The organism is Bradyrhizobium sp. 44, assembly GCF_023073095.1.
Taxonomy (GTDB): Bacteria; Pseudomonadota; Alphaproteobacteria; order Rhizobiales; family Xanthobacteraceae; genus Bradyrhizobium.
Map to the genome: position 1 here is coordinate 245657 of NZ_JADPIY010000020.1, position 26187 is coordinate 271843.

The window sequence follows — 26187 nt, forward strand, 5'->3', positions numbered from 1 at the left end:
GCAATGAGCCAATCATATAAGGTGTCCCATGGCTGAGATCATTCATCCGTTTTACGAAGCGCATCGTGGTGCAATGGAGGCTGCCATGCGCGAGCGGCTCGACCTGGCCGAAGCGATGTTGCGCGAGCGCGCGCAGCTTTCCGAGATCGACGGGATCAGGCAGGAGGTGATGGATGAATTCGAAATCGTGCTCACCCAGATGCCCTATGTCGGCGGCGCGGCAAGTCGCATGAGTGATTTCTTCATGCGTCTGATGGGCTTCACGGCAATCAGCCGGGTGCTGCGACGCCACGGCGTGCCGCTGGCCGTGATCGGCGAGATCGAGCGGGAAACCTACAAGGCGCAATTGCTCGCCGTATCGGAAGCCGAACGTCTCGCCTCGGGTCGTCAGTTCATGTCGGCTGAGAACCAGGCCCTGCTACGCGAGCAGGCGGCAAGAAGCGCAACCGAAAGCCATCAAACCGAGTTTCCGGAAGATTTCGTCTACGATTTCGTCGAGCCCGATACGGGTGACAGTTTTGAGTTCGGCATCAACTACAAGGCTTGCGGCTTCTGCAAGCTCGCAGCGCGCCATGGAGACAAGGACATCCTGCCGAATATTTGCGGGCTCGATTTCGTCGCCTACGCAGCGCGAGGCATCCACCTGGAGAGGACGGAGACGCTCGCGGGCGGTGCGAGCCATTGCAATTTCCGGTTCTCGCGGCTTGCGCCGGATGAGAACGCCGAGAGTTAGGCCGCGCTCCCTTATTCCAATGCAGGTGGCCCTGAATTGCTCGCCTGCTGAAGGAGGCGTGGTTCTTGCGCGCGCTTATTCGAGCGGCACGTTGGCCTGCTTGACCACGGCCGACCATTTCCTGATCTCGGCATCCACGAAGCGGGTGAATTCAGCGCCCGATAATTTGCCGGGAGTGACCCCCTGTGTTGCGAACTTCTCGGCAATTGCCGGGGAGGCCAGAATCTCGCTCATGACCTCGACCAGCCTGGCATAGGCAGGATTGCCATTCGCTGCCGGCATGTACATGCCAAACCACGCCGTCGCTTCAAAATCTTTGACGCCGGCTTCATCGAGCGTCGGAACGTCGGGAAGCGACGCCGCGCGCGTCATGCTGGTGACGGCGAGGACGCGAATGTTGCCGGCCGAGGCGGCCGGAAGCACGGTTGGGAGCGTGTCGAACATGATCGGGATATGGCCGCCAAGCAGATCGTTCATCGCGGGCGCGGCTCCCTTGTAGGGGATGTGGACGATGTCGACGCCCGCCATTTGTTTGAAAAGTTCGCCGGACAGATGATTGGCGCCCCCGATTCCGGAGGAGCCGAACGAAAGCTTGCCCGGCTCCTTCTTCGCCAGCGCGATGAGCTCGGCGACGTTTTTCGCCGGAAAGTCCTTTGTGACCACGAGTGCGTTGGGCGCGCTCGCGACGACGGCCACGGGCGAGAAGGCTACCTGCGTGTCATAGGGCAGCTGGCGGAACAGGCTCGGATTGATGACGTGGTGGGTCGCGGCGATCAGCAACACGCTGCCGTCGGCCGGCGCTTTCGCAACCATCTCGGACCCAATGGTGCCTGACGCGCCGGCGCGATTTTCCACGATGGTCGAAACGCCGAGCCTGTCACCGAGGTATTGCGCGATGAAGCGCGCCAGAATGTCCGTGGTGCCGCCGGCCGGGAACGGCACGACGATCTTGATCTGGCTCGGAGGAAACTGCTGGGCTGACGCCAAGCCCAGCGGGATCGTCAACGATAGCAGCACCAGGCCGATAGCGAACCAGAGCGTTCTCACCCTTGACATCCGGTTCATGAAGTCCTCCCGTCGAGCGGTCGAAATGCGCTCATCTCGTTATGGTCGTCGCAAAGGCTGGGCGAGATCGACGCCGGTGCCGGGCTTTTCACCCGGCTCGGGCCGCGATTGAACCGGATGTCGGAAATTCGACCATGGCTTCACCGGCTGCGACGTGCTCGCCCCTTTGATTGCGGACCAGTACGTCGATCAGCACCCAATTTGATTTCTGCGTCGACTGCTTCGACTTCACCACGCCTAGCGGCTGGATGGTGTCCCCTGGCTTGACCGGCTTGAGCCAGCGCGTCTCAAGCCGCCGCTGAATGGCACCGGCAGGATAGGCCCAATCCGTCAGCATCCGGGTGATCAGCCCGAAATTGTTCATGCCATGCATGATGATGCCGCCGAAATTGGTCTTGCCGAAACTGTTCTTCATGTAATCGTCGTCGAGATGCAGGGGGTTGTAGTCGAGCGACCCGTCGCAAAACAGACGGATGGATTCGCGCGAGACGTCGAACTTTGGGCCGTCGATCATGTCGCCGACGGTGAGGTTCTCGAAGCTGGTGCTCATGCCATGTTTCCTTGTCTGCCGTTGCGATCAAGCGGGGCGGATCGTCTGGCCGCGGCCGGAACAAATGACGTCGCCATGCTGGTTGAAGAAGACGTTGTCGTGGACGACGAAGAGGCGCTCGCGCTTGATGAATTTGTCCAGTGCGCGTGCCTGCAGCGTGATGGTGTCTCCGGGCCGTGCAGGCTTGTTGTAACTCCAGGATTGACCGGCATTAATGGTCCCCGGCGTTCGCATCCAGTCGTCGGTGGGGGTGCAGGCGAACATCAGCAGAATGTGGATCGACGGCGGTGCGATCAGCCCGCCATAAGGAGTTTTCTTCGCGTAGGTCTCGTCGAAATAGAGCGGGTGATCTTCGCCGACGGAGCGGCAGTAGAGCTGGATAGCTTCCAGCGTCAGCTTGTAGGGGATCGTCTTGCGCGGCTCACCCGGGACGATGTCGTCCCACACCTTGCGCAGATTGGCGTCCTTCCAGAAATCGGTCTCGAATGCCGGCGCTTGCGTCATCGCGTCCCCTCCCATAGTGTTCGCCAGGCGAACAGATTATTCGTTTTGTGAACCACTATGCGCGGAGCTTGTCCGTCTCCGCAAGGGGGCCGTGGCATTGCCAAAAGAGAGCGATGGATACGTTCGCGCGATTGAGCGAGGTTTCGCCCTGATCGAGGCGCTTGGCCGGTCCCCAGGGCGGCATACGCTGTCAGAGGCCGCCGTCCACGCCGGCCTCAACCGCGCGACGGCGCGACGCATGCTCGCCACCCTCGTTACGCTGAAATATTGCGAAGCCGACGGCCGCTATTTCCGCTTGCGGCCTCGAGCTCTCGGTCTGGGCTTGTCCTACCTGAACGCCTTGCCGTTTTGGGGCTATGCTCAGCGTGCGCTCGAAGATCTTCGCAACGACATCGGCGAATCCTGCGCGCTCGCGGTGCTCGATGAAACTGATATCGTCTATGCCCTGAGACTTCCGGCGCGGCGTATCCTCTCCGCCAATCTCGGGATCGGCAGCCGGCTACCCGCGCATCTCGTCTCGTTGGGACGTGTGCTTCTGGCCAACCTTACTCCGGAGCAGAAAGCCCAATATTTGGCAACCACGCCACTCAAGTCAGTGACGCCACGGACCATCATCGATCCCAAACGCCTGGCTCAGGAACTGCAACTGACGGAGGGGCGGGGATACGCCTGGGTCGATGGCGAGCTGGATCCGGCGATTTGCGGCATGGCCGTTCCAATTCGCGATCAGGGCGGCAGCGTCGTTGCGGCGATCAGCATCAATCTGATCTCCGGAACGCTGAACGAGGCGGCCGCAAAGAAACGATATCTCGTGCGGCTTCAGAAGACCGCCCAGGACATTCGGACTCAATCAGTGTCGTTGTCGTGATCAAGGATTGCGCGGCAGTAGTCGGAGCAGCGAACCGGGCGTAAAGCTCGCTTCGGAAAGCCGCGCGCCCTGTGGCAGATCTGACCAGACAATTGGCCAGCGCCATCGTGACATCCTGCTCCTGTTTTGCCCGACGAGTCAAACCGTCGCTGCGGTCGCATCATCGCAATTTCGGATTTTATAACTCGTTGAATTCCCTCACAGTATCTACTGTGCATGGGGTTGTTTTCGCGCTTTTTGTTTTGAGGGGTGGCTATTCCACCGCCTTTTCCCTCAGCCGCTGCGCATAGACGTTGATGACCAGCGCCGCCAGCAGGATCAGGCCGCGGATCAGGATTTTCAGGAAGCTGTCGATGTTGACGTGGTCGAGGCCGTTATTGAGGACACCGAGGACGAAGAGCCCGACGATGGTGTTGCCGATGCCGCCGCGACCGCCGAACAGGCTGGTGCCGCCGACCACGACGGCGGCGATGGAGTCGAGCAGATAGGTATCGAACTCGTTCTGCTGCGCGCTGCCGAAATGCGCCACACCGAGCATGCCGCCCATACCGGAGCACACGGCCGAGATCACCATGACGGCGCCGAGGATGAGCTTGACGTTGAGGCCGGAATATTCGGCCGCCTCGCGGTTGCCGCCGACCATGTAGACGTAGCGGCCAAAGCGCGTGTAGGTCAGCACCAGATGTCCTAAGAGCAGCATGATCGCGGCGACGATGACGATCCATGGGATGCCGCCGATCGATCCGGAGCCGAGCGTGATGATCACGCCGGGCACCTTGTAGGCGATCTGGCCGCGCACCAGCAGCGCCGAGATGCCGGCAGCGATCTGCATCATCGCCAGGGTCATGATGAAGGAGGGGATGCCGATCACGGTCAGCCCCAGCGCATTGACGAGGCCGAGCAATGCGCAAAGCAAAATGGCCAGCAGGATCGCTGCAGCGCCGGGCAGGGGAATGTTGGGAATGTTGACGTAGGATTCCTGGAGCGTGAAGTAGGCGACCGCGATGCCGGTGACGTTGGCGATGCTGGCAATCGAGAGGTCGATCTCCGCGCAGAGAATCACGAAGGTGAGGCCGACGGCGATGATTCCCGTGACCGAGACCTGGGTCAGGATGTTGCCGAGATTGTCCAGCGTCGCGAAGGAGGGACTGGCCAGCGCAAAGAAGCCGGACAGAAAGATCAGCGTCAGGAACGGGGCGATGTTGCGCATCTGCGAGCGCAGGAACGGCGCAAGCCCTCGCGCCCGCTGCCCCGCCGCGAAAGCCGTGTCACTGCTCGCCATGGTGCTTCTCCGTCACGCCGCTTCCAGCAGGCGGTCCTTGCTGACCGGCTCGTTCTTGAATTCGCGCACCAATGCGCCGCGCTTGAGCACGAGGATGCGGTCGGCCAGCGACAGCACCGTTTCCGGCTCGGTCGAGAGCACGATGATCGCAAGCCCTTTGGCGCGGAGATCGCGGACGATGTTGATGACGTCGTTCTTGGCACCGACATCCATGCCGCGGGTCGGTTCGCACAGCACCAGGAGTTTGGGCGGATAGGTCAGCCATTTCGCCAGCGCGACCTTCTGCTGATTGCCGCCGGAGAGCATGCCGAGATCGAGCCCGACCACCGGCGGCCTGATCTGGAGCTGCTCGACCTGGCGCTTTGCGATGTCGCGCTCCTGCGCCGGCTTGAGCAGCAACGCCGAGATGCGATCGAGAATGCTGATCGAGATGTTCTTGTAAACCGGCTCCTGGTGAAACAGCATTGCGCGCCGGCTCTCCGGCACCAGCGCCACGCCGGCGCGCCGCGCCGCTGCCGTGCTGGCAAACGTCTTGGGCTTGCCCTCGACCGCGAGCGTGCCGCCGTCCGGCTTCAGCTTGCCGAACAAGATGCGCGACAGCTCCTGCTGGCCGCAGCCCATGAAGCCGTAGATGCCGAGCACTTCGCCGGCACGGGCCTCGAAGGAGATGTCCTTCAGGCTGCGGGCCAGCGACAGCTGGTCGACCTTCAGGACCACCGAGCTGTCGTTCGGCTGCGGCAGCATCAGATCGTCGCTATAGCTGTGCTCGAGCGCTTCGCCGCCGCGGCCGATCATGGCCTCGATCAGCGCGCCCTTGCTGGTGGCGGCACTTGCCGTCTCCGCGACCTTCCGTCCGTTGCGGAACACGGTCACCGTGTCGGAGACGCGCAAGATGTCCTCGATGAAATGCGAGATGAAGACGATCGCCGTGCCTTCCTCGCGCAGCCGCCGCAGCGTCGCGAACAGTCGCTCGACTTCGGGTGGGGAGAGGGCGGAGGTCGGTTCGTCCAGGATGACGATGCGCGCGCCGGAGAACAGCACGCGCGCGATCTCGATCAGCTGCTGCAGCCCGATCGGGAGATCGCCGAGCCTGCTCATCGGATCGACGTCGATGCCGAAGCGGGCGAGCTGCTCGCCCGCCTCGCGCGCCATCCGCCGCCACTGCACCAGACCGAGCTGGTTGGTCGGCTGGTTGCCCAGGAACACGTTCTCGGCGACCGTGAGGTCGGGCGCGACGGACAGCTCCTGGTGCACCATGGCGATGCCGGCGCTGTGGGCGTCGCGGGCCGAGCGGAAATGCGTCTCCTGTCCGTCGATCAGGAAGCGGCCGGAGAATTCGGTGTGCACGCCGGCGATGATCTTCATCAGCGTGCTTTTTCCCGCGCCGTTCTCGCCGACGAGACCATGGATCTCGCCGGGGAGAAGCGCAAAGTCGACACCACGAAGCGCCTCGACGCCGCCGAAGCTCTTCGTGATGCCCTGCAGTTCCAGGATAGGCGAACGATCCTCTCGCATGGAGGCTCAGATCAGGAAGTGATCCTGCATCCACTGCATCCCGGCGGCGTTGGCCTTGGTCACGACAGGACCGTCGGTGACGACGTTCTTGGGAATGCCCTGTCCGCTCTTTTCGCCGCCGACCACGGCGGAAACGCCCGCGATGATGGCGCCGCCATGAATCCGGCAGGACGGATTGCGAACGGTGGCGAACATGCGGCCTTCGCTGACGGCCTGGATCGCCGGCGGCATCGCGTCCACGCCGCCGATCAGGATGTTGGTGCGGCCCCCCGCCTTCATGATGTTGGCGGCGGCGAGGGCCATGTCGTCATTGTGGAAGAACGCCGCGTCGATCTGCGGATACTTGGTCAGGTAGGTTTCCCAGAGACGCGCGGTCTTCGACACATCCCAGTCGGCCGGCTGGGTGTCGAGCACCTCGACCCCGGGGAATTGCTTCACGACATTGTTGAAGCCCTTGGCGCGGCCCTGCGCGCCGGTGTGGCCGAGGGCTCCTTGCGTCATGATGATCTTGCCCTTGCCGCCCATGGCGTTGCACAGCGCCTGCGTCACTGAGGCGCCCATGAACTCGTTGTCGGGGGCGAGGAAGGAGTGGACGTTGATCTGGTCCAGCGGCGCGATCAGCGTGTCCATGTCGATCACGGGCGTGCCGGCGTCGATCATCTTCTGCACCGGCTGGGTGAGGGTGCCGATGCCAAAGGCCTGGATCGCGACGAAGTCCCATTTCTGCGAGGCCATGTTGTCGATCGCCGCGCGCTGCTTCACCGCATCGAGCTGGCCGTCGAACCAGGTGACCTCGACGTTGAACAGCTTGCCCCAGAATTCCGCGGCCTGCTTGCCCTGCGCGCACCAGGTCGCCTGGAGGCCTGCGTTGGAGAACGCCGCCTTCAGCGGCTTCTCGCTTCGTCCGACTTCGGCTGCAAGGGCGGGGTTTATGCCCATGCTGCCGAGGATGGCAGTCGCGGCGCCGGCGGTTGCTGCCGCCTGAAGAAGATCGCGCCTCGTCGTCGAGAAATCTTTCGTCCCGGACATCGCTCGCTCCCATACAATTTTATCTCGGCGCGTCATTGATTGCGCGACCGATGTCCGAAAGTGTCTCACAAGAGTTGGTGCCACTCAATCCGCAATCAACGGCGGGTCGCCGCGAGCCCGTGTTGGTGCAGCGCAAAGCGTCAGGCCGGGACACCCGCGAACGCGTCGATCTCGATGAGCAGTTGGTCCCAGGCCTGCGCGATGTCCGGCGACCATTCCTCGCGGAGGAGATCGCGCAGCGTGTCCCTGACGACGGCGAAGAAGGCGATGAACAGCTCGCGCGGCGTGCCGTAGCCATCGTGCGATACGACCTCGCACGTGATCAGCCGGAATTGCCCGCGGCGATCACCGGCGAAGTCGAGAATCGCCTCGATCGTGAGAGCCAGCATCGATCCCATCACGAGTTCGCTGCCTTGCGTGCGGAACATCGCCCGTGTTTCGGGATGCTGTTCGAACAGCCGCTGATAGACGTCTGGCGTGAGATCGGTGCAGCGCGAGGCTGCAAGTTCAAAGCTCTGTTCGATCGGATTGGGAGAAGCATTCATCGGTACTTTAGCCCCGCAGACAAAAAAAGAGCGGGGCCCTAGCCCCGCTCGAAAATTGTGTCGACCCTATTATCCCCGATTCTAAGATTTGATCTTGATTGGCGGGGCGACGCTGCATTTTGCGCGTCAGGGGCTCCTCCCGAGACTTGGACCACCAGACTTCGACCTCGCGGCCAGCCTGAGCAAGAGGATGCTAGATCAACTTTTCTCACTTGTCATCATTTTCGGCAACGAATGTTCAAAATTCGAGCAATTGACGAAATGATCGGGCGTTTGGCTCTGTAAGCATATGACAAATATAAGAAATCCGTAGATGGGGCCGCGTGCTCGACTGCCTCAAATGCCGGAGGTTCCCTTCCGCGCGCGGCCGGACCACAGTTTTCCGGAAAATTTGCGCTGGATTAAGGAGGCGGCGGAACCGGGCTCGACTTGGCCATCCGCCGGTGTTTAGTTGGTAGACGAACGAATGGTTCGGCGGATGCGCGCACGGCTGCAAAAATTCCTACCTCTGGTCCTGCTCGCCCTGGTGATGCAGGTGCTGGCGCCGATTGCCGCCTGTCTGGCGGCCGGCCAAGCCGTGGCCGATCCGTTGTCCGCCGCCGTCATCTGCCACAGCGCAGGCGAGCAAGGCGGCCTGAACGATCCGGCGGGTACGCCGGTCGCACATGCCGGTGCATGCGCCCTCTGTTGCCTGGCGCAGGTGGGCGCGTCGCTCGATTCGCCGCCGCACGCCGCGCTTTCCGTGCCCTTCCGCCACGCCGAGCGCGTGGTGTGGCACGCGGCGGAGGCATCCGCCGGCGCGGCCCATAAAGGCACAAACGCGCAGGCGCGCGCACCGCCTCAATTTTCCTGACGACTCTCGTGATTGCCGCGGTCCGCCGCAGGCGATTGATGCTGTCGAATGGCCGGAGAGAACGCCCGGCGTCAGGAATGCCCCATGTTACGTTGTCATGCCCGCCGTGGTGTGAGCGTCGTTGCCATTCAGGCCGCGCTGCTTGCATCGTCGAGCGGCGCCTTTGCCCAAAGCAGCAGCGCAGTGCTGCCGCCAATCACCGTCGAGGCGCCTCAGCAGAATCGCGCGTCGGGGGTCCGACCGCCACGCAATACGGCGCGATCGGCGCGCGTCACGCGAAGCCCGCGAACGACCCCATCACCGCAGCAAACCGCGAGAGAACAGAGTGCCGGGGCTCCGGGTGCCCTGACGGTTCTGACGGCGCAACAAGCGCTGGCGGAGATTAACCAGACTCCGGGCGGCGTGGCGCTCGTGTCGGCCGAGGCGTACAGGAACTCGACGCCGTCCAACACGATCAAGGATGTTCTGGATTACGTGCCCGGCGTGTACGCCCAGCCCAAATGGGGCGACGACACCCGCCTTTCGATTCGCGGGTCCGGCCTGTCGCGCAATTTTCATCTGCGCGGTGTGCAGCTCTATATGGACGGCATTCCGATCAACACTGCGGATGGCTATGGCGATTTCCAGGAGATCGATCCGAGCGCCTACAAATATGTCGAAGTCTTCAAGGGCGGCAACGCGCTTCAGTTCGGCGCCAATTCGCTGGGAGGCGCGATCAACTTCGTGACCCCGACCGGCCGCGACTCGTTTCCGAATGGTGTGTCCTTCGATGTCGGAGGATTTGGCTACAAACGACTTCAGGCGAACGCAGGCGGCGTCAACGGGCCGTGGGACGGGTTCGTGACCGCTTCCACGCAGGCCGCAGACGGATTTCGCGATCACAGCTTCGGCTCGAGCAACCGCTTGAGCGGCAATGTTGGGTATCAGTTCTCCCCGGATGTCGAGACACGGTTCTACCTCAATGCCAACGAAGTGCGGCAGCGAATTCCGGGTACCGTGACCAAAACGTCCGCTTTGACCGATCCGGAAGCTGCTGCACCCGCGAATGTTGCGATGGATCAGCAGCGCAACATCGATACTGTCAGGCTCGCCAACAAAACCACCGTTCGTTTCGATGACACCAAAGTCGAATTCGGCGCCTTTGGCGTCGATCGGCATTTGATGCACCCGATTTTCCAGTGGCTGGACTACCGTTACAAGGACTACGGCGGATTCGCGAAGATCACGGATGACCGTACCATTGGCGGCTTCCGCAACAAGTTGGTCGCAGGCGTCAATGTGCTGAACGGCAGCATCGACAACCAGCAGTTCGCCAACATTGGCGGGCAGAAGGGTGCACTGCTTTCTTCCTCGATCGATCGGTCGGAGAATACCTCCGCCTACGTTGAAGACAGCTTCTACGTCCTTCCAAATCTTGCGCTGATCGGCGGCACGCAATTTCTGTACGCGACCCGCAATCGGCAGGATCGTTTCCTCAGCGACGGGGATCAATCGGGGGCGACGCGCTTTAATCTCTGGTCACCGAAAGGCGGTCTGTTGTGGCAAATCGATCCGGCCTGGCAAGCCTTCGCCAATGTCTCGCGGAGTGCCGAGGTGCCGAGCTTTGGCGAAAGCGCGATCGGTCTCGGCATTCCGACGATCCCGTTCACCAGCATCCGCCCGCAGATTGCCACCACGTACGAAATCGGGACTCGCATGAAGCGATCTGATTATGCCTGGGAACTGACGGCCTACCGGGCCAACATTCGCGACGAATTGCAATGCCTCTATAGTACTTTCGGCAATTGCAATGTGACCAACGCCGACCGCACCATCCATCAAGGCATCGAGGCCGGCGCGGGCGCAGCAATCTTTCGTGACATCTTCGTCAACGGCCCGGCTCCGGACAAGATCTGGCTGAATCTGGCTTATTCCTTCAACGACTTCCGCTTCGACAAAGATCCGACCTTCGGAAACAATCGATTGCCGGGAGCTCCAAATCACTACCTGCGCGCGGAGCTTCTCTACAAACACCCTACCGGGTTCTATGTTGGACCCAACGTCGAATGGGTGCCACAGGCCTACTTCGTCGACAGCATGAACACGCTGACGTCAGAGCCTTACGCCCTGTTGGGATTGAAAGCCGGCTTCGACAATGGTGGCCCGATGTCTGCCTACATCGAGGGGCGCAATCTCACCAACAAAACCTACATAGCCAGCGCGAGCATCATCGATCGAGCGACGGCGACGTCAGCATTGTTTGAGCCGGGCACGGGACGGGCAGTGTATGCTGGAATGAGGTATCGATGGTGACGTGCAAATGGCGCTTGGGTCTATATTCGGCTCCGCGGCAGGCCGGCATTCCGAATGCCGATGCGGGTGGCGGCGGAAGATCGTCGCGGAAGAATGCAGGGCCATTCTCGGCCCGATCAATCGTGAAAGAGGCAATCAACATGAAGACTATCGGACGAACTCTCCTTGCAATTTCACTGTTGCTGACCGCCTGTGCCGTCGCGCAGGCCGAGGACATCAAGGCCGGCGATCTCGTCATCTCGCAGGCGTGGAGCCGGGCGACACCAGGCGGAGCCAAGGTGGCCGGCGGCTATCTGACCATCGAGAACAAGGGCACAGTGGCAGACAAGCTGGTCAGCGTTTCCGCCGATATCGCGGGGAAGGCTGAGGTCCACGAGATGGCGATGGACAATGGCGTGATGAAGATGCGCCTGCTCGACAAGGGGCTCGTGATCGATCCCGGCAAGACGGTGAAGTTCGCCCCCGGCGGCTACCACCTGATGCTCCAGGAACTGAAGGGCCCCTTCAAGCAGGGCGACAAGGTGCCGGTGACGCTTCAGTTCGAGAAGGCCGGCAAGGTCGCCGTCTCTCTCGACGTCCAGGGGGTCGGCGCGCAGGCGCCCGGCGAGGGCGGGCACATGATGAAGAAAATGCCTGATCATTCGGGAATGAAGATGTGACGCGCGTGATCTGGACCTTCGGGAGACCCAATATGTCGAAGCGAACCTGGCTGATCTTTCTGGGCGTATTTGCGGCAACGCCAGCGACTGCGCACGTCTTCCTCGAAGGCAAGCAGGCGACAGTGGGGGGATCGTACAAAGCCGTTTTCGCCGTCCCGCACGGTTGCGCGGGCTCGCCCACGGTGAAAATCCGGGTGCAGATTCCTGAAGGCGTCATCGCGGTAAAGCCGATGCCGAAGGCGGGCTGGAGTGTTGACGTGGTCGAGGGCAAATACGCCAGCGAATACGACTATCACGGCAACAAGCTCTCCTCCGGCGTCAAGGAGGTGACTTGGTCTGGCGGCAAGCTGCCGGACAAGAACTATGACGAGTTCGTCATGCACACGGCCCTGACCGACACGCTCAAGCCGAACACGATCCTGTACTTCCCCGTCGTCCAGGAATGCGAGACCGGCGTCAGTCGCTGGATCGAGATCCCCGCGGAGGGCGCAGGGCATTCGCATGAGAGCAAATCGCCGGCTCCGGGCGTGAAACTCCTGCCGAAACCCTGATGCGCCTGCTCGCCGCGCTCGCGACGCTGCTCCTCGTTGTCGGCTTCGCGACCGGCGCCGCGGCGCACGCGGCGCTCGTCGCGGTCGAGCCGGCGAGCGGCAGCATGCTCGCGAGCGCGCCGAAGATGGTGGAGTTGCGCTTCAACGAGACGGTGACGCCGGGCGCGATCCGGCTGATCGACGGCGCGGGCACGGCGCGGGATGACGTGCGCGTCGACGCATCGGGCGCGACCATCTCGGTCGCGATGCCGGCGGACCTGCCGCAAGGCACGGCCGTCGTCAGCTATCGCGTGATCTCGCAGGATGGCCATCCCATCGCTGGATCGGTGGTCTTCTCGATCGGCACGCCGACGGGGACGCAACCTCCCGCAAACGCCGATGGCGGATTGAACGTGCTGATCTGGCTGGCGCGAGTCGGTCTCTATCTTGGCCTGTTCGTCGGCGTCGGCGGCGTTTTCTTTGCACGCTGGGTTGCGTGGTCGATGACCGGCATAACCATTCCGTGCGTGGCGCTCGCCATCGGCGTCCCGAGCGCGGTGGTGTCCCTTGGTGTGCTGGGGCTGGATCTCCTCGGCCTACCGCTATCCGCTCTCGCGACGATGGCTCCCTGGAAAGTCGCATCCGGGACCAGCGCGGGCCCGGCCTTGCTCGTGGCCGTCGCTGCAATGCTGTTCGCATTGCTGGCGCTAGGCAGCGCGTGGTGCGCGCGCGCTCTGGCGATCATTGCCTTCGTCGGCGTCGGCTTGTCGCTGGCCATGACCGGGCACGCTGCTACGGCACCGCCCGAACTGTTGACCCGGCCCGCAATCTTTCTCCATGGCCTCAGTGTCGCCTTTTGGATTGGGGCCCTCGCGCCGCTGGGCGCCCTGTTGTCAAAGCGACCCGTCGCGACATTGCCCGTCGTGAACCGCTTTTCTCGTATCGCGGCGCCGGCCGTTGGCGTTCTCGCATTGACCGGCCTCGCGCTCGCCATCGTCCAGCTCGAAAAGCCGTCTGCATTGGTCGAGACCCGCTATGGATTGATCCTCTCGATCAAGCTTGCACTGGTCCTCGTGCTGCTGGCGCTTGCCGCGCTCAACCGCTTCCGCCTGACTCCAGCTCTGGCGGGGGATCACAAGGCCGCGCCGGCACTGAAGCGCTCGATCGTACTCGAATGCGCGATCGCGCTAGGCATCTTCGCCGTCGTGGCCGGTTGGCGCTTCACGCCGCCGCCGCGAACGATCGCTCCGGAGACGCCGCTGGCGATCCATATCCACACCGACAGGGCGATGTTTCAGGTCCTGGTCTCGCCGGGCAAGGCGGGTATCGACGATTTCGTCCTGCAGCTCATGACCGGCGAGGGGGCGGTTCTCGAGGCCAAGGAGGTGACGCTGACGCTGAGCCTGCCCGAACGCGGCATTGAGCCGATGGAGCGGAACGCCTTGCTGGGGCCGGACCGCTACTGGCACGTGCGCAAGGTCGAGCTGCCCTTTGCCGGCCGTTGGCATGTGCGGATCGACGCGCTCGTGACCGATTTCGAGAAGATCACGCTGGAGGACGAACTCGAGGTGGCGGCGCCCTGAACCCGGCTCTTCGGCACCTCGCGCCGAACCTGAAGTCGACGGAAAAATGACAGGAATTCCGCTGTGTTAGCGGGTTTTCCTCATTCCCGGTCTTGTGTTTTGGCTCCCAATCCGGTTTCACTGCAAGCCATCACTGATTCCTCGAGTATTGCCATGCGGTTGTCGCGGTTCTTTCTGCCCATCCTGAAGGAAAATCCGAAAGAGGCGGAGATCGTCTCGCATCGGCTGATGCTGCGTGCCGGCATGATCCGGCAGGAGGCCGCCGGCATCTATGCCTGGCTGCCGCTCGGCTTCCGCGTCCTGAAGAAGATCGAGCAGATCGTGCGCGAGGAGCAGGACCGCTCCGGCGCGCTGGAACTGTTGATGCCGACGCTCCAGCTCGCCGATCTCTGGCGCGAGAGTGGCCGCTACGATGCCTATGGCCCCGAGATGCTGCGCATCGCCGACCGGCACAAGCGCGAGCTGCTGTACGGGCCGACCAACGAGGAAATGATCACCGAGATCTTCCGCGCCTATGTGAAGTCCTACAAGAGCCTGCCGCTGAATCTCTATCATATTCAATGGAAATTCCGCGACGAGCAGCGCCCGCGCTTCGGCGTGATGCGCGGCCGCGAGTTCCTGATGAAGGACGCCTATTCGTTCGACCTCAACGAGACCGCGGCGCGCGTCGCCTACAACAAGATGTTCGTGGCGTATTTGCGCACCTTCGCGCGGATGGGGCTGAAGGCGATCCCGATGCGCGCCGAGACCGGCCCGATCGGCGGCGATCTCAGCCACGAGTTCATTGTGCTCGCCGAGACCGGCGAATCCGGCGTTTTCATCAATCGCGACGTGCTCGACCTGCCGGTGCCGGGCGAGGACGTCGACTACGAGAGCGATTTGACGCCGATCATCAAGCAATGGACCTCGGTCTATGCGGCGACGGAAGACGTTCACGACGCCACGCGCTTCGAGCAGGAAGTGCCCGCGGACAAGCGGGTGAACACCCGCGGTATCGAGGTCGGGCAGATTTTCTATTTTGGCACGAAGTATTCCGACGCGATGAAGGCGCTGGTGGCGGGCCCCGACGGTGTCGACGTGCCGATCCACGGCGGCTCCTACGGCGTCGGCGTCTCGCGCCTGCTCGGCGCCATCATCGAGGCCTGCCATGACGATGCCGGCATCAAATGGCCGGAGGCGGTTGCCCCGTTCCGCGTGTCGATTCTCAACCTCAAGCAGGGCGATGCCGCGGTCGATGCGGCCTGCGAGAAGCTCTATGCGGAGCTGTCCGTCAAAGGCGTGGACGTGCTCTACGACGACACCGACCAGCGCGCCGGAGCCAAATTCGCCGCCGCCGACCTGATCGGCATCCCCTGGCAGATCATGATCGGCCCGAAAGGGCTCGCCGACGGCAAGGTCGAGCTCAAGCGGCGAAGTGACGGCGCCCGCGAGACCATGTCGCCTGCGGACGCGGTCGCAAGACTTGTGGGCTGATAAGGCTGGGTCGGCTGAATATTGTTCATCGCCCGAGATCGCGGCCGCCAATCCGGCCACATTTGACCCCGAATCATGGGACTATCGAGCGATGGATGAGACCATGACCGAAACCGTTCAAACCGCGCCTTTTGCGCCATTCGAGTGGATGCTGTCGGCGCGTTACTTACGGGCGCGCCGCAAGGAGGGATTCATCTCGGTCATCGCCGGGTTCTCCTTCCTCGGCATCATGCTGGGCGTGGCGACGCTGATCATCGTCATGGCCGTCATGAACGGCTTCCGCAAGGAGCTGCTCGACAAGATACTCGGGCTCAACGGCCACATCCTGGTCCAGCCGCTGGAATCGCCGCTGACGGACTGGAAGGACGTCGCCGACCGCCTCAGCCAGGTCCAGGGCATCCGGCTCGCAGCGCCCGTGGTGGATGGCCAGGCGCTGGCGTCATCGCCCTGGAACGCCTCCGGCGTCCTGGTGCGCGGCATCCGTTCCGACGACCTCAACAACCTCACCTCGATCGCCAAGAACATCAAGCAGGGCTCGCTCGAGGGCTTTGACGACGGGCAGGGGGTCGCGATCGGCCGGCGCCTCGCTGACCAGCTGTCGCTGCACGCCGGCGACAGCATCACCCTGGTGGCGCCGAAGGGCGCGGTCACCCCGATGGGCACGACACCGCGCATAAAACCGTACAAGATCGCCGCGGTGTTCGAGATCGGCATGTCGGAGTATGATCTCGGCTTCGTGTTCATGCCGCTTGCGGAGGCGCAGGCCTATTTCAACCGCAGCAACGACGTCACCTCGATCGAGGTCTTCACCACCAATCCGGATCAGATCGTCGCGTTCCGTCAGGCCGTGACGGAGGCGGCGGGCCGGCCGGTGTTCCTGGTGGACTGGCGCCAGCGCAACTCGACCTTCTTCAACGCGCTCCAGGTCGAGCGCAACGTGATGTTCCTGATCCTCACCATGATCGTGCTGGTCGCGGCGCTCAACATTGTTTCCGGCCTGATCATGCTGGTGAAGGACAAGGGCAGCGACATCGCGATCCTGCGCACGATGGGAGCCTCGCAAGGTTCGATCATGCGCATCTTCCTGATCACGGGCGCCTCGATCGGCGTGGTGGGTACGATGGTCGGCTTCATCGTCGGGCTGGTGATCTGCCTCAACATCGAATCGATCCGGCAATTCCTGTCCTGGCTGACCAGCACCGAGCTGTTTTCGCCAGAGCTGTATTTCCTGTCGAAGCTGCCCGCCGAGATCGACATCGGCGAGACCTCGGCCGTCGTCATCATGGCGCTGACGCTGTCGTTCCTGGCGACGCTGTATCCGTCCTGGCGCGCCGCGCGCCTCGATCCCGTCGAAGCGCTGCGGTACGAGTGAGGGCTGATGGAGCAGCAGGGGGCGGAAGATGTGCCGGTCATTTATCTCCACGAGATAAAGCGGCAGTACTTGCAGGGCGAGGTGCCGCTGACGATCCTCGACGGCGCCAAGCTCGCGCTGTGGGCGGGCCAGTCCGTCGCGCTGGTGGCGCCGTCCGGCTCGGGTAAATCGACGCTGCTGCACATTGCGGGTCTGTTGGAAGCGCCCGATTCCGGCGAGGTCTACGTCAATGGCGCGCCGACCTCGCAACTGCCGGACATCGAGCGCACCCAGCTTCGCCGCACCGATATCGGCTTCGTCTACCAGTCGCACCGGCTGCTGCCGGAGTTCTCGGCGCTGGAGAACGTCATGCTGCCGCAGATGATCCGCGGCCTCAAGAAATCCGAGAGCGTCAAGCGCGCCAAGGAGATCCTTGGCTATCTCGGCCTCGGCGAGCGCATCACGCACCGTCCGTCCGAGCTGTCGGGCGGCGAGCAGCAGCGCGTCGCGATCGCGCGCGCGGTGGCCAATGCTCCGCGGGTGCTGTTTGCGGACGAGCCGACCGGCAATCTCGATCCGCACACCGCGGACCACGTTTTCCAGGCCCTGATGCAGCTCGTGAAGGCGACCAAGGTCTCCATGCTGATCGCGACCCACAACATGGAGCTCGCCGGCCGCATGGACCGCCGCGTGTCGCTGTCGAACGGCCAGGTGATCGAGCTCGAATAAAACCGCGAAAACAACCCCATGCACAGTAGCCAAGTGCTTGGCCGGGCTGACGAAAAAAATGGGCGGCCGCACGCCCGGGGCGCTCAGGGCCGGATCACCGTCAATTTGAACGGCCCGCCATTGGCGGCGGCATGGGCTACCGCCTCGTTGGCGTGGTCGAGGTCGAACGCGGTGGCTTCGTACTCCTCCAGCCTGAGCAGTCCCGCGCGCACCAGCGCGATCAGGCGGCCTGCCGCATCCGGCGGATACATCCAGACGCCGTGGATGCTGATGCAGTTGCGCATGATCCAGGGGTAAGGCAGCTCGAGGCCAGTGCCGCCGGCCATGCCGACGCCACCCATCAGCACGACGCGGCCGTAAGCGCGCACCGTCATGATCGCCGCGCGCACCACATTCGTGCTCACCGAGGGCGGCATGATGTCGAGCACGCAGTCGATCGGTCCGGGCGCCGTTCGCTTCATGCGCTCACGGTCGTCGTCTTCGTTGCCGGTGAGTTTGACCGGCTTCACGCGGTCACCAAAACGCCGGACGAGGTCGGCCAAAATTTCGTCGTTGCGGCCGGGTGCGACCACACAGGCCGCGCCCATCGCGAGCGCGACCGAGACGGCGGCGCTGCCGAAATTGCCGGTGGCGCCGCTCACCAGCACGGTCTCGCCGGGCTGAAGGTTGGCGGCGAGAAAGCCGCCATAGGGCACCAGCAGCGTCCCCAGCGCGCACCATCGCGTGGCGTCCTCCGGCGTGATCGTGCCGAGCCGCTTGACGTTCTCCGTCGGCACCCGCATCTGCTCGGCAAACGAGCCGTGGCGAAAATGCTGTTGCAGGCGCATGCCGCCCGCACCGGCGGCCGTGAGGCCTTGCAGGGCGATGTCGGGCGAAACGACATCATCGCGCGAACGCACCGTCGGGTCGCAGAACACCCAGTCGCCGACGCTGAGCTTCGTCGCGTCCGGGCCGATGGCGCGCACCCGGCCGATGCCGCCAGGTCCCGGGATGATCGGCAGCTCGAGCGCATAGTTCCGCTCGCCGCTGAAGACCTCGTTCATGTAGGACAGCACCCGCGTTGCGATGACGTCCACGATGACCTCGCCGGTCCCGAGCACCGGTTCGGGTGCATTCTCGATGACGAGCGGAGATCCCAGGGATTTGAGTACGGCGGCTTTCATGGTGGTCACCTCATATTCGGGTGATGCCCATATGCACCGCCTTCCCAGGCCCAGGAAGGCCTGGTATTATCCTAGTATTCCCTAGGCCCTCCATCGAGGCACGTCACCATGGCCGACCCACGCCGCGTCGAATTCGGCGACTTTCTCAGGTCCCGCCGCGAAAAGCTGTCGCCGAAGACGGTCGGGCTTCCTGCCGGCCGGCGGCGCCGCACCGCGGGCCTGCGCCGCGAGGAGGTGGCGCAGCTCGCCGGCATCGGCGTCGACTGGTACATCCGCCTCGAGCAGGGGCGCACCGTCAGCCCCTCGGTCACCACCATCGACGCGCTGGCGCGTGCGCTACGCCTCAGCAAGACCGAGCACGCCCATCTCAAGGCACTGGCCCGCGACGGCGACAGGCGCGCGTTCACGCGCGAGATCGTGCCGCCGCCAATTCGGCGGATGATCGAAAGCCTGAAGCAGCCGGCCTACATCACGGGGCGGCGCTGGGACGTGCTGGCCTGGAACGCGGCGGCCGAGGAGATCTTTGGGTTCGGACAATTGCCCGAGCAGGACCGCAACACGCTGCTGCTGGTGCTGACGAACAAGCAGACGCGAAAGTTCTACGGCGCGGGCTGGAGCGACGTCGCCAAGAGCATGGTCGCGATGTTTCGCGCCACTCACGACGTCTGGGCCGGCGATCCCGCCTTTACGGAATTGCTGACGCGGCTGCGCCAGGGCAGTCCGGAATTCGTCAAATGGTGGGAAGCGCACGAGATCCGCAGCACTGCCGCGGGCCTCAAGACCATGAACCATCCGACCAAGGGCGTGCTCCGGTTCGAGCACACGAGCTTTCAGGCCAACGACGATCCGGCGCTGAAGCTCGTGATCTATACGCCGGTGTAGGGTGGGCGTGGGGCTTGGAGCCGCCTGGCGGCAGCTGGACCGACCTGGTGGAAGTCCGGGTCGATGGCCAGGCTTCCAGGGGACGGTGATGACGGGAACCTAAATGCCATCATGCGGTTATCGCGCAGACAATTTGTGCCACCTGCCTGCATCACTCACAGGGTCAGGCGGGCTCACGGTCGAAGCGAGCAGCAGCGGGACGATCAAACACTGGCTCATCGTGGAGCCAGGAAAGTGGCAGGGGAAGACCAATGACGACAGCGACCGGGGTCCGCTCGGCCGATCGCAATTCCGTCTTAGCCACGCTCGGCGACTACATCCGAGAGATCAACAATCCGGACGATCTCGCCTATGCCGCGGCAGAGCTGCTTGGCCGCAGCCTGAACGTCAGCAGGGCAGGCTACGGCACGGTCGACACCTCAGCCGAGACCATCACCATTGTCCGCGACTGGAACGCACCGGGCATCCTGAGCCTCGCAGGCGTGCTGCGCTTCCGCGACTATGGCAGCTACATCGAAGATCTCAAGCGGGGCGAGACCGTCATCTGTGCCGATGCGGAAAAAGACCCTCGCGTCGGCGATCGTGCCGAGGCTCTCGAGGCGATCTCTGCGCGCGCGCTCGTCAACATGCCGATCTCCGAACCCGACGGGGTGGTGGCGCTGCTGTATCTGAACAATGCCAGGCCGCGCGAATGGAGCCCCGAAGAGCTGGAGCTTATCCGCGATGTTGCCGAGCGCACGCGCACGGCCGTAGAGCGCCGACGTGCGGAGACGGCCGTCCGGGAGAACGAAGCCCGGCTACTTTTCCTGGACGCACTCAACAAGGAGACGGCCAGGACTCGCGATGCCGACAGCGTGATGGCGGTCACGACCAAAATGGTCGGCGAGCATCTCGACGTATCGAGCTGCGCCTATGCCGATATGGATCCCGACCAGGACGGCTTCACCATCCGCGGGGATTGGGCGGCGCCGGGCGCGGTGCATATCCTCGGGCACTACAGTCTGGCTGACTTCGGCAAGAAGGCGGTGCGAGAGCTCGGCGCCGGCAGGCCCCTTATCATCAACGATAATTTGAAGGAGCTTGCGCCTGAGGAAGCCGCCACTTTCCAGAACATCGGGATAGGCTCGACGATTTGCATGCCCTTGGTGAAAGAAGGGCGCCTGACCGCCCTGATGGCGATTCATCACCGGGGCCCGCACCAGTGGACGCCGCGGGAACTCGCCTTGCTCACCGAGGTGACCGAGCGGTCGTGGGCTCACATCGAGCGCGTCCGATCGGAGCAGGCCGCGCGGGAGGCTGCCGAACGACTGACGCTTGCGAACAACGCCGCTGGTATCGGCACCTGGGACTACGACCCGGTCAACAACGTTCTTCGATGGGACAGCCGCTGCAAGGAGGTGTTCGGTTTACCGCCGGACGCCGAAGTCAGCTATGAAGGGTCGTTCCTGAAGGGCCTTCATCCCGAAGACAGGCAGCGCGCCCACGAGGCCGTGTCCGCAGCGCTGACGCCGCACGCGCCGGCACATTACAATATGGAATACCGAACCATCGGCATCGAGGACGGCGTCGAACGCTGGATCGCCGCGACCGGTCAAGCCATCTTTGCCAACGGCCAGGCTGTTCGGTTCATCGGGACGGTTCTGGATATCACCGCGCAAAAGAAAACCGAGCGTCATCTCAGAATACTGAATGATACCGGGGCTTCGGTCTCTCGCGAACGCGGCCTCGAGACAATCGTCCAGATCGTGACGGATGCCGGCGTCGGCCTCACGGGTGCTCAATTCGGCGCCTTTTTCTACAACGTTCTGGCGCCGGATGGCGGCAGCTACGTGTTGTATTCGCTGTCGGGTGCGCCGCGATCTGCGTTTGAAAACTTTCCGATGCCCCGCAACACCGCGGTCTTTGGCCCGACCTTTGAGGGCTCTGGCGTGGTGAGGTCCGACGACATCCTGCAGGACCCCCGCTATGGCAAGAACGTGCCGCGGAAAGGCATGCCCGAGGGCCATCTTCCGGTCCGATCCTACCTGGCGGTCCCCGTGATCTCGCGAACCGGCGAAGTCCTCGGCGGACTTTTCTTCGGCCACGCCGAGACGGGTAAATTCCAGGCCGAGCATGAGGCCGCCTTGCTTGGTATTGCCGGCCATGCCGCCACCGCTATCGACAACGCCCAGCTCTTGACCCGGCTCGAGGCGCTCAATGCGGGATTGGAGCAACGTGTTGCCGACGAAATCGCCGAGCGCATGAAAGCCGAAGAGCAGTTGCGGCAATCCCAGAAGATGGAAGCCGTCGGGCAATTGACCGGAGGTATTGCCCACGACTTCAACAATATGCTGGCCGTGATCCTCGGCAGCTTGAACCTTGCCAAGCGGCGGCTCGGCAGGGGAGAGGTCAGCATAGACCGCTTCATCGAGGGCGCGATCGACGGTGCAAATCGCGCAGCCACGTTGACGCAGAGGCTGCTCGCGTTCTCGCGCCAACAGCCTCTCGCGCCTGAGGTCGTGGACATCAACAAGATGGTCGGCGGGATGAGCGAGTTGCTCGAGCGGTCACTCGGCGAGCTTATCCGCCTCGAGACGGTGCTGGCGGCTGGCCTCTGGCGGGTCAAGGTAGACCCGGCCCAGCTGGAAAGCGCCGTGATCAATCTCGCGGTCAATGCGCGCGATGCCATGCCAAAGGGGGGCAGGCTGACGATAGAAACCAGCAACGCCTCGATCGATCGAAAGTATGCGCGCGAGTATGCACTCGCACCCGGGCAGTACGTTCTGGTGGCCGTGACGGACAACGGCACGGGAATTCCGGCCGATGTGCTCGGCAAGGTGTTCGATCCGTTTTTCACGACCAAGGTCGTGGGCAAGGGCACCGGCCTCGGCCTCAGTCAGGTCTACGGTTTCGTGCGGCAGTCGGGCGGCCATGTCAAAATTGGCTCGGAAGTCGACGTTGGCACGACCGTGAAGATCTATCTTTCACGCTTCGCCGGCGAGGAGGCGGGCTCGGACCTGTCGCAGCAAGAGATACCCGCCGGTGCGAGCCATCAGAACGAAACCATTCTCGTCGTGGAAGACGACGAGCGCGTCCGCAGCATGTCTTCCGAAAGCCTGCGCGAACTCGGCTACGTCGTCATCGAGGCAGCCAGTGCCAGAGAGGCGATCAGGACGATCGAAAATGGTTTCGTTCCGGATCTGCTGTTCACGGATGTCGTCATGCCCGACATGACCGGCGCCGAGCTTGCGGCCGAGCTGTCGAGACGATACCCGGCGCTGAAAGTGCTGTTCACCACCGGCTACACGCGCAATGCAATCGTTCACAATGGCGTGCTCGATGCCGGCAAGCATCTGCTTCCAAAGCCCTTCGCTATCGAAGACCTGGCTGCTAAAGTCCGCATCTTGCTCGACGAGATCTGAACGCGGCTTGGAAGCGATCTCTTCCGTTTGCAAGCCGCCTTCCCAAGGGCTATGTCCCGGCTTTCGGAAGAGCATGACATGACAATCTCGGATGACGAGGACCTCGCGCGCCTGAAAGAGATCGGGCGCATCGTCGCCAATATCCTGGAGGCAATGGGGAAGGCGCTCGAGCCGGGCATGACCACCTCCGAGCTCGACCGGATCGGGCGAACACTGCTGGAGGCTGCGGGCGCACGTTCGGCTCCGGAGCTGGCCTACGACTTTCCCGGGGCGACCTGCATCAGCGTGAACGAGGAGATCGCTCATGGCATCCCGGGCGATCGGCGGATCGCGCGCGGGGACCTCGTGAACATTGACGTGTCAGCCGAGAAGAACGGCTTCTTTGCGGACACGGGAGCGTCGTTCGCCGTTCCGCCCGCAACCCGCGCCGTCGAACGTCTTTGCAGGGATGGCCGGCGCGCGATGTGGACGGGCCTGCAGCAGGTCGGAGCCGGCAAATCGATTGCCGGTATCGGTCAGGCCATCGGGACCTTTGCGCGGAAGAACGGTTACAGCCTGGTCAGGAACCTTGCCAGTCACGGCGTCGGCCTGTCGCTCCATGAGGAGCCGACGGAGATCGCAACATGGCCCGACCGCTCCGAACGCCGCATCATGAGCGAAGGCCTGGTGTTCACCGTCGAGCCGTTCCTGTCCCTTGGCGCCGAATGGGCACAGGATGGCGTTGATCCGTGGACGCTCTACAGCAGCCCCGAGGCGCCGACCGTTCAATACGAGCACACCGTGATCGCAACTCGAAGCGGACCGTTGATCGTGACGCTGGCTGGTTAAGGAGGCGTCCTCAAGCCACCGGATCTCGGGCAGCATCCGAACGGCTTCGATCATCCGGCGCCAGCGGCGGTGCCCGTCTCACCGGAGGATTCCCCGGTGGGGCCGCGCTTTTTCCTGAGCTGACATCGCCCGGAGCAGACCTGGCTTCAACAGACTTGGCTTCAGCAGACTTGGCTTCAACAGACTTGGCGTCCCGATAGGCGACGATCCAGATCAGGAAACCAAGCATCGCCAGCGCGGCACCGACGGGACCTGTGGAGGTCCACCCCAGCCCCTCGCGGATGGCGAGGCCGCCGAGGAACGGGCCGAGCGCATTGGCGGTGTTGAACGCCGAATGGTTGAGTGCGGCGGCGAGCGCCTGCGCGTCTCCGGCGACGTCCATCAGCCGCGTCTGGAGGATGGCTCCGAGCGAGACGCCGGCGCCGATGGCGAAGACGTCTGCCGCCAGCGCCCAGGGATTGCCGGCGGCAAGCGGAAACACCAGCAGCGCGACCGCCGAGAACAGCAGGATGCCGCCCGCCGTCGGCATCAGCGCACGGTCGGCAAAGCGCGGTATGACCAGATTGCCGAGCGTGGCGCCGATGCCGAACACGGCCAGAAAAAGCGGTATGAGCGCGGGGCTGACCTTGGTCACCTCGATCAGCGTCGTCGCCAGATAGGTGTAGACTGCGAACATGCCGCCGAATCCGATGGCGCCGATCGCCAGCGTGATCCAGACGCGGCCGCTTCGCAGCGCTCCGAGCTCCCGCAGCGGATCGGACCGGCCAGCCTGGTCGCGCGGCGCGAACAGGGCGCAGAGCAGCACCGTAAGCAACGCCAGCACCGAGACGAGGCCGAAGCTCGCGCGCCAGCCGATGGCCTGCCCAATCAGATTGGCCAGAGGCACACCGATGATGGTGGCGCCGGTCAAGCCGAGCATCACCTGGCCGATCGCCTGCGAGCGACGATGTTGGGGAACCAGCGAGGCGGCGACCAGCGCGGCGATGCCGAAATAGGCGCCATGCGGCAAGCCCGAGAGAAATCGCGCCGCGATCATTGAGCCAAAGCCCGGTGCCAGCGCGGTGAGGGCATTGCCGAGCGCGAACACGGCCATCAGAAGCAAGAGCTGTGCGCGCCGCGCCAACCGTGCGCCGAGCACGGCGATCAGCGGCGCGCCCAGCACGACGCCGAGTGCATAGGCGCTGATCGCGTGTCCCGCGGTCGGCTCGTCGATCCCAAGGTCGGCGGCGAAAAACGGCAACAGGCTCATCGATGCGAATTCGGTGGTTCCGATCGCAAAGCCGCCCATCGCGAGCGAGAACAGGACGATGGCGAGATGAGGGGGCCTGGAGGCCGCGGTCGCGCGGGGCGAGGTCGCTTGCTGCGATGTCGCTTGCTTCGATGTCGTCATATGTCCTGCAATGGTGGCGTCAACGGGAACCAGCCCAGCGAACGTCGCCACCCCTGCAAGATTTCTCTGTCGTACTTAAACCCGGATCAGCCCGCGTCAACACTGGACGCTCAATGCAGGGCAGGCCGCATATCAGCGTCCCGATTTAGTTGACGCGACTCGGGCGGCGAGGGGGCTTCTTCTGCGCAAAATACGGGTTCGCCACGCACGTCGCCGACCGACCGACGGCCAAGAATCTGCACTGCTCGAGCGAGCTGTAGCGGCAATCGAAATAGCCGACGGGACCGTAGATCTGCATGCAGACCGGATAGCTCGGATCGTAGGTCTGGGCGTGCGCAGGCGCGCCCGCGAGGAGCAGGCCAATCACGAACAGCGCGAGGCGAGCGCGGCGCATCTCAGCGCGGCACGTAATAACCGGGCGAATAACCCGGCACCTGGGCCCGCGGCCTGTTCTGATACGCATAGGGATCGTCGCTCTGGCCTGCGAAATACGGGTTCGCGATACAGGTGAGAGCGCGGCCCGATGAACTCGCCTGGCACTGCGCGTAAGTATCGAACGTGCAATTGCTCAGCCCCGGCCATTCATCGCCGGTGAGACAAAAGGCATGGTGAGTGCCGAACGCGCGCGCCGGCGTGCTTGCGTCGAGCGTGAGCGCAAATGTGGCGAGTGCGAGCGAAAATGTGGCGACAATGGGGAGAGTAGTTCGTCTGCGCATTCAATTCTCCAATCACGCGAACGTGCACGCGACTTTGTCACGCGCACGTGCCGCAGATATCGTGTAGCCGACGATGGAACTCATGAAAACACTTGTTTCAAAGGGTTTCTCGCGCGCGCTGGTAAATCTTCATTAATGAAGCGCGATCCTTTGGCGCGGACTGTGGCGTCGAGGTTACAGCAATTCCATCGAGCGCTGTTATGACGACGCCACGGCCCGGGGGCCTAACGACGAAACTGGAACGGG

The 26187-nt window shown here is 63.3% G+C and carries 24 protein-coding genes; 13 read left to right on the forward strand and 11 right to left on the reverse strand.

Annotated elements, in window-relative coordinates:
- The first annotated feature begins 28 nt into the window (after positions 1-28).
- Positions 29-733 (forward strand): L-2-amino-thiazoline-4-carboxylic acid hydrolase, encoded by a 705-nt coding sequence (locus IVB41_RS23365; RefSeq protein WP_247435340.1) that lies wholly within the window; start codon positions 29-31, stop codon positions 731-733.
- Between the two features lie 75 nt (positions 734-808).
- Here IVB41_RS23365 and IVB41_RS23370 read toward each other — a convergent pair whose 3' ends face one another.
- The 3 genes from IVB41_RS23370 to IVB41_RS23380 all read right to left on the reverse strand — a co-directional run bounded on the left by IVB41_RS23370 (position 809) and on the right by IVB41_RS23380 (position 2852).
- Positions 809-1798, reverse strand: a complete 990-nt coding sequence (locus IVB41_RS23370; RefSeq protein WP_247435345.1) for a tripartite tricarboxylate transporter substrate binding protein — start codon at positions 1796-1798, stop codon at positions 809-811.
- A gap of 88 nt (positions 1799-1886) precedes the next feature.
- Positions 1887-2348: a MaoC family dehydratase gene (locus IVB41_RS23375; protein ID WP_027567182.1), complete on the reverse strand. Its 462-nt coding sequence runs from the start codon at positions 2346-2348 to the stop codon at positions 1887-1889.
- A 27-nt stretch (positions 2349-2375) separates the two neighbouring features.
- Positions 2376-2852, reverse strand: coding sequence for a MaoC family dehydratase (locus IVB41_RS23380; RefSeq protein WP_027518223.1), 477 nt, complete (start codon positions 2850-2852; stop codon positions 2376-2378).
- 97 nt (positions 2853-2949) lie between these two features.
- On the opposite strand from IVB41_RS23380, the gene IVB41_RS23385 reads away from it, so the two are divergent.
- Entirely contained in the window at positions 2950-3720 is a 771-nt protein-coding gene (locus IVB41_RS23385) for an IclR family transcriptional regulator C-terminal domain-containing protein (protein ID WP_247398147.1), read from the forward strand.
- 253 nt (positions 3721-3973) lie between these two features.
- Here IVB41_RS23385 and IVB41_RS23390 read toward each other — a convergent pair whose 3' ends face one another.
- The 4 genes from IVB41_RS23390 to IVB41_RS23405 all read right to left on the reverse strand — a co-directional run bounded on the left by IVB41_RS23390 (position 3974) and on the right by IVB41_RS23405 (position 8091).
- Positions 3974-5002, reverse strand: coding sequence for an ABC transporter permease (locus tag IVB41_RS23390; protein ID WP_247435348.1), 1029 nt, complete (start codon positions 5000-5002; stop codon positions 3974-3976).
- Between the two features lie 12 nt (positions 5003-5014).
- Positions 5015-6517, reverse strand: coding sequence for a sugar ABC transporter ATP-binding protein (locus IVB41_RS23395; protein WP_247435350.1), 1503 nt, complete (start codon positions 6515-6517; stop codon positions 5015-5017).
- Positions 6518-6523: 6 nt separating this feature from the next.
- Positions 6524-7546 carry a sugar ABC transporter substrate-binding protein gene (locus IVB41_RS23400; protein ID WP_247435353.1) on the reverse strand — a complete coding sequence of 341 codons (1023 nt, stop codon included), beginning with the start codon at positions 7544-7546 and terminating at the stop codon, positions 6524-6526.
- A gap of 140 nt (positions 7547-7686) precedes the next feature.
- Positions 7687-8091, reverse strand: a complete 405-nt coding sequence (locus tag IVB41_RS23405; protein ID WP_247435357.1) for a globin — start codon at positions 8089-8091, stop codon at positions 7687-7689.
- Positions 8092-8569: 478 nt separating this feature from the next.
- Here IVB41_RS23405 and IVB41_RS23410 point away from each other — a divergent pair, with 478 nt between their 5' ends.
- The 8 genes from IVB41_RS23410 (at position 8570) to IVB41_RS23445 (ending at position 17561) form a co-directional block, all read left to right on the forward strand.
- The gene (locus IVB41_RS23410; protein ID WP_247289504.1) at positions 8570-8944 is read left to right on the forward strand and encodes a DUF2946 family protein; all 375 of its coding nucleotides are present in this window, start codon (positions 8570-8572) and stop codon (positions 8942-8944) included.
- 84 nt (positions 8945-9028) lie between these two features.
- A complete protein-coding gene (locus tag IVB41_RS23415; RefSeq protein ID WP_247435743.1) occupies positions 9029-11236 on the forward strand; it encodes a TonB-dependent receptor in 2208 nt (735 codons plus the stop codon).
- A gap of 140 nt (positions 11237-11376) precedes the next feature.
- Positions 11377-11895: a copper chaperone PCu(A)C gene (locus tag IVB41_RS23420; protein WP_247435360.1), complete on the forward strand. Its 519-nt coding sequence runs from the start codon at positions 11377-11379 to the stop codon at positions 11893-11895.
- Positions 11896-11927: 32 nt separating this feature from the next.
- Complete coding sequence (locus IVB41_RS23425) at positions 11928-12446, forward strand: YcnI family protein (RefSeq protein WP_247289510.1); 519 nt, start codon at positions 11928-11930, stop codon at positions 12444-12446.
- Positions 12446-14008: a CopD family protein gene (locus IVB41_RS23430; protein WP_247435363.1), complete on the forward strand. Its 1563-nt coding sequence runs from the start codon at positions 12446-12448 to the stop codon at positions 14006-14008. The genes IVB41_RS23425 and IVB41_RS23430 overlap by 1 nt, the downstream gene beginning before the upstream one ends.
- Before the next feature lie 153 nt (positions 14009-14161).
- Positions 14162-15481 (forward strand): proline--tRNA ligase, encoded by a 1320-nt coding sequence (proS, locus tag IVB41_RS23435; RefSeq protein WP_247435366.1) that lies wholly within the window; start codon positions 14162-14164, stop codon positions 15479-15481.
- 91 nt (positions 15482-15572) lie between these two features.
- A complete protein-coding gene (locus tag IVB41_RS23440; RefSeq protein ID WP_007603606.1) occupies positions 15573-16853 on the forward strand; it encodes a lipoprotein-releasing ABC transporter permease subunit in 1281 nt (426 codons plus the stop codon).
- 6 nt (positions 16854-16859) lie between these two features.
- Complete coding sequence (locus IVB41_RS23445) at positions 16860-17561, forward strand: ABC transporter ATP-binding protein (RefSeq protein WP_027567170.1); 702 nt, start codon at positions 16860-16862, stop codon at positions 17559-17561.
- An 83-nt stretch (positions 17562-17644) separates the two neighbouring features.
- Here the strand turns inward: IVB41_RS23445 and IVB41_RS23450 are convergent, their stop codons facing one another.
- Positions 17645-18724, reverse strand: a complete 1080-nt coding sequence (locus IVB41_RS23450; protein ID WP_247435369.1) for a zinc-binding alcohol dehydrogenase family protein — start codon at positions 18722-18724, stop codon at positions 17645-17647.
- A 108-nt stretch (positions 18725-18832) separates the two neighbouring features.
- Between IVB41_RS23450 and IVB41_RS23455 the strand changes: the two genes are divergently transcribed.
- From IVB41_RS23455 to map, 3 genes are all read left to right on the forward strand, one after another.
- The gene (locus tag IVB41_RS23455; protein WP_247435372.1) at positions 18833-19606 is read left to right on the forward strand and encodes a helix-turn-helix transcriptional regulator; all 774 of its coding nucleotides are present in this window, start codon (positions 18833-18835) and stop codon (positions 19604-19606) included.
- 251 nt (positions 19607-19857) lie between these two features.
- A complete protein-coding gene (locus tag IVB41_RS23460; RefSeq protein WP_247435375.1) occupies positions 19858-23007 on the forward strand; it encodes a GAF domain-containing protein in 3150 nt (1049 codons plus the stop codon).
- 78 nt (positions 23008-23085) lie between these two features.
- Positions 23086-23835, forward strand: coding sequence for a type I methionyl aminopeptidase (gene map, locus IVB41_RS23465; RefSeq protein ID WP_247435378.1), 750 nt, complete (start codon positions 23086-23088; stop codon positions 23833-23835).
- A 10-nt stretch (positions 23836-23845) separates the two neighbouring features.
- Here map and IVB41_RS23470 read toward each other — a convergent pair whose 3' ends face one another.
- The 3 genes from IVB41_RS23470 to IVB41_RS23480 form a co-directional block, all read right to left on the reverse strand.
- Positions 23846-25225 carry an MFS transporter gene (locus IVB41_RS23470; protein ID WP_247435380.1) on the reverse strand — a complete coding sequence of 460 codons (1380 nt, stop codon included), beginning with the start codon at positions 25223-25225 and terminating at the stop codon, positions 23846-23848.
- A gap of 145 nt (positions 25226-25370) precedes the next feature.
- Positions 25371-25619: a DUF3551 domain-containing protein gene (locus tag IVB41_RS23475; RefSeq protein WP_247435383.1), complete on the reverse strand. Its 249-nt coding sequence runs from the start codon at positions 25617-25619 to the stop codon at positions 25371-25373.
- A gap of 1 nt (position 25620) precedes the next feature.
- Positions 25621-25941: a DUF3551 domain-containing protein gene (locus IVB41_RS23480; protein WP_247435386.1), complete on the reverse strand. Its 321-nt coding sequence runs from the start codon at positions 25939-25941 to the stop codon at positions 25621-25623.
- Positions 25942-26187: the final 246 nt, after the last annotated feature.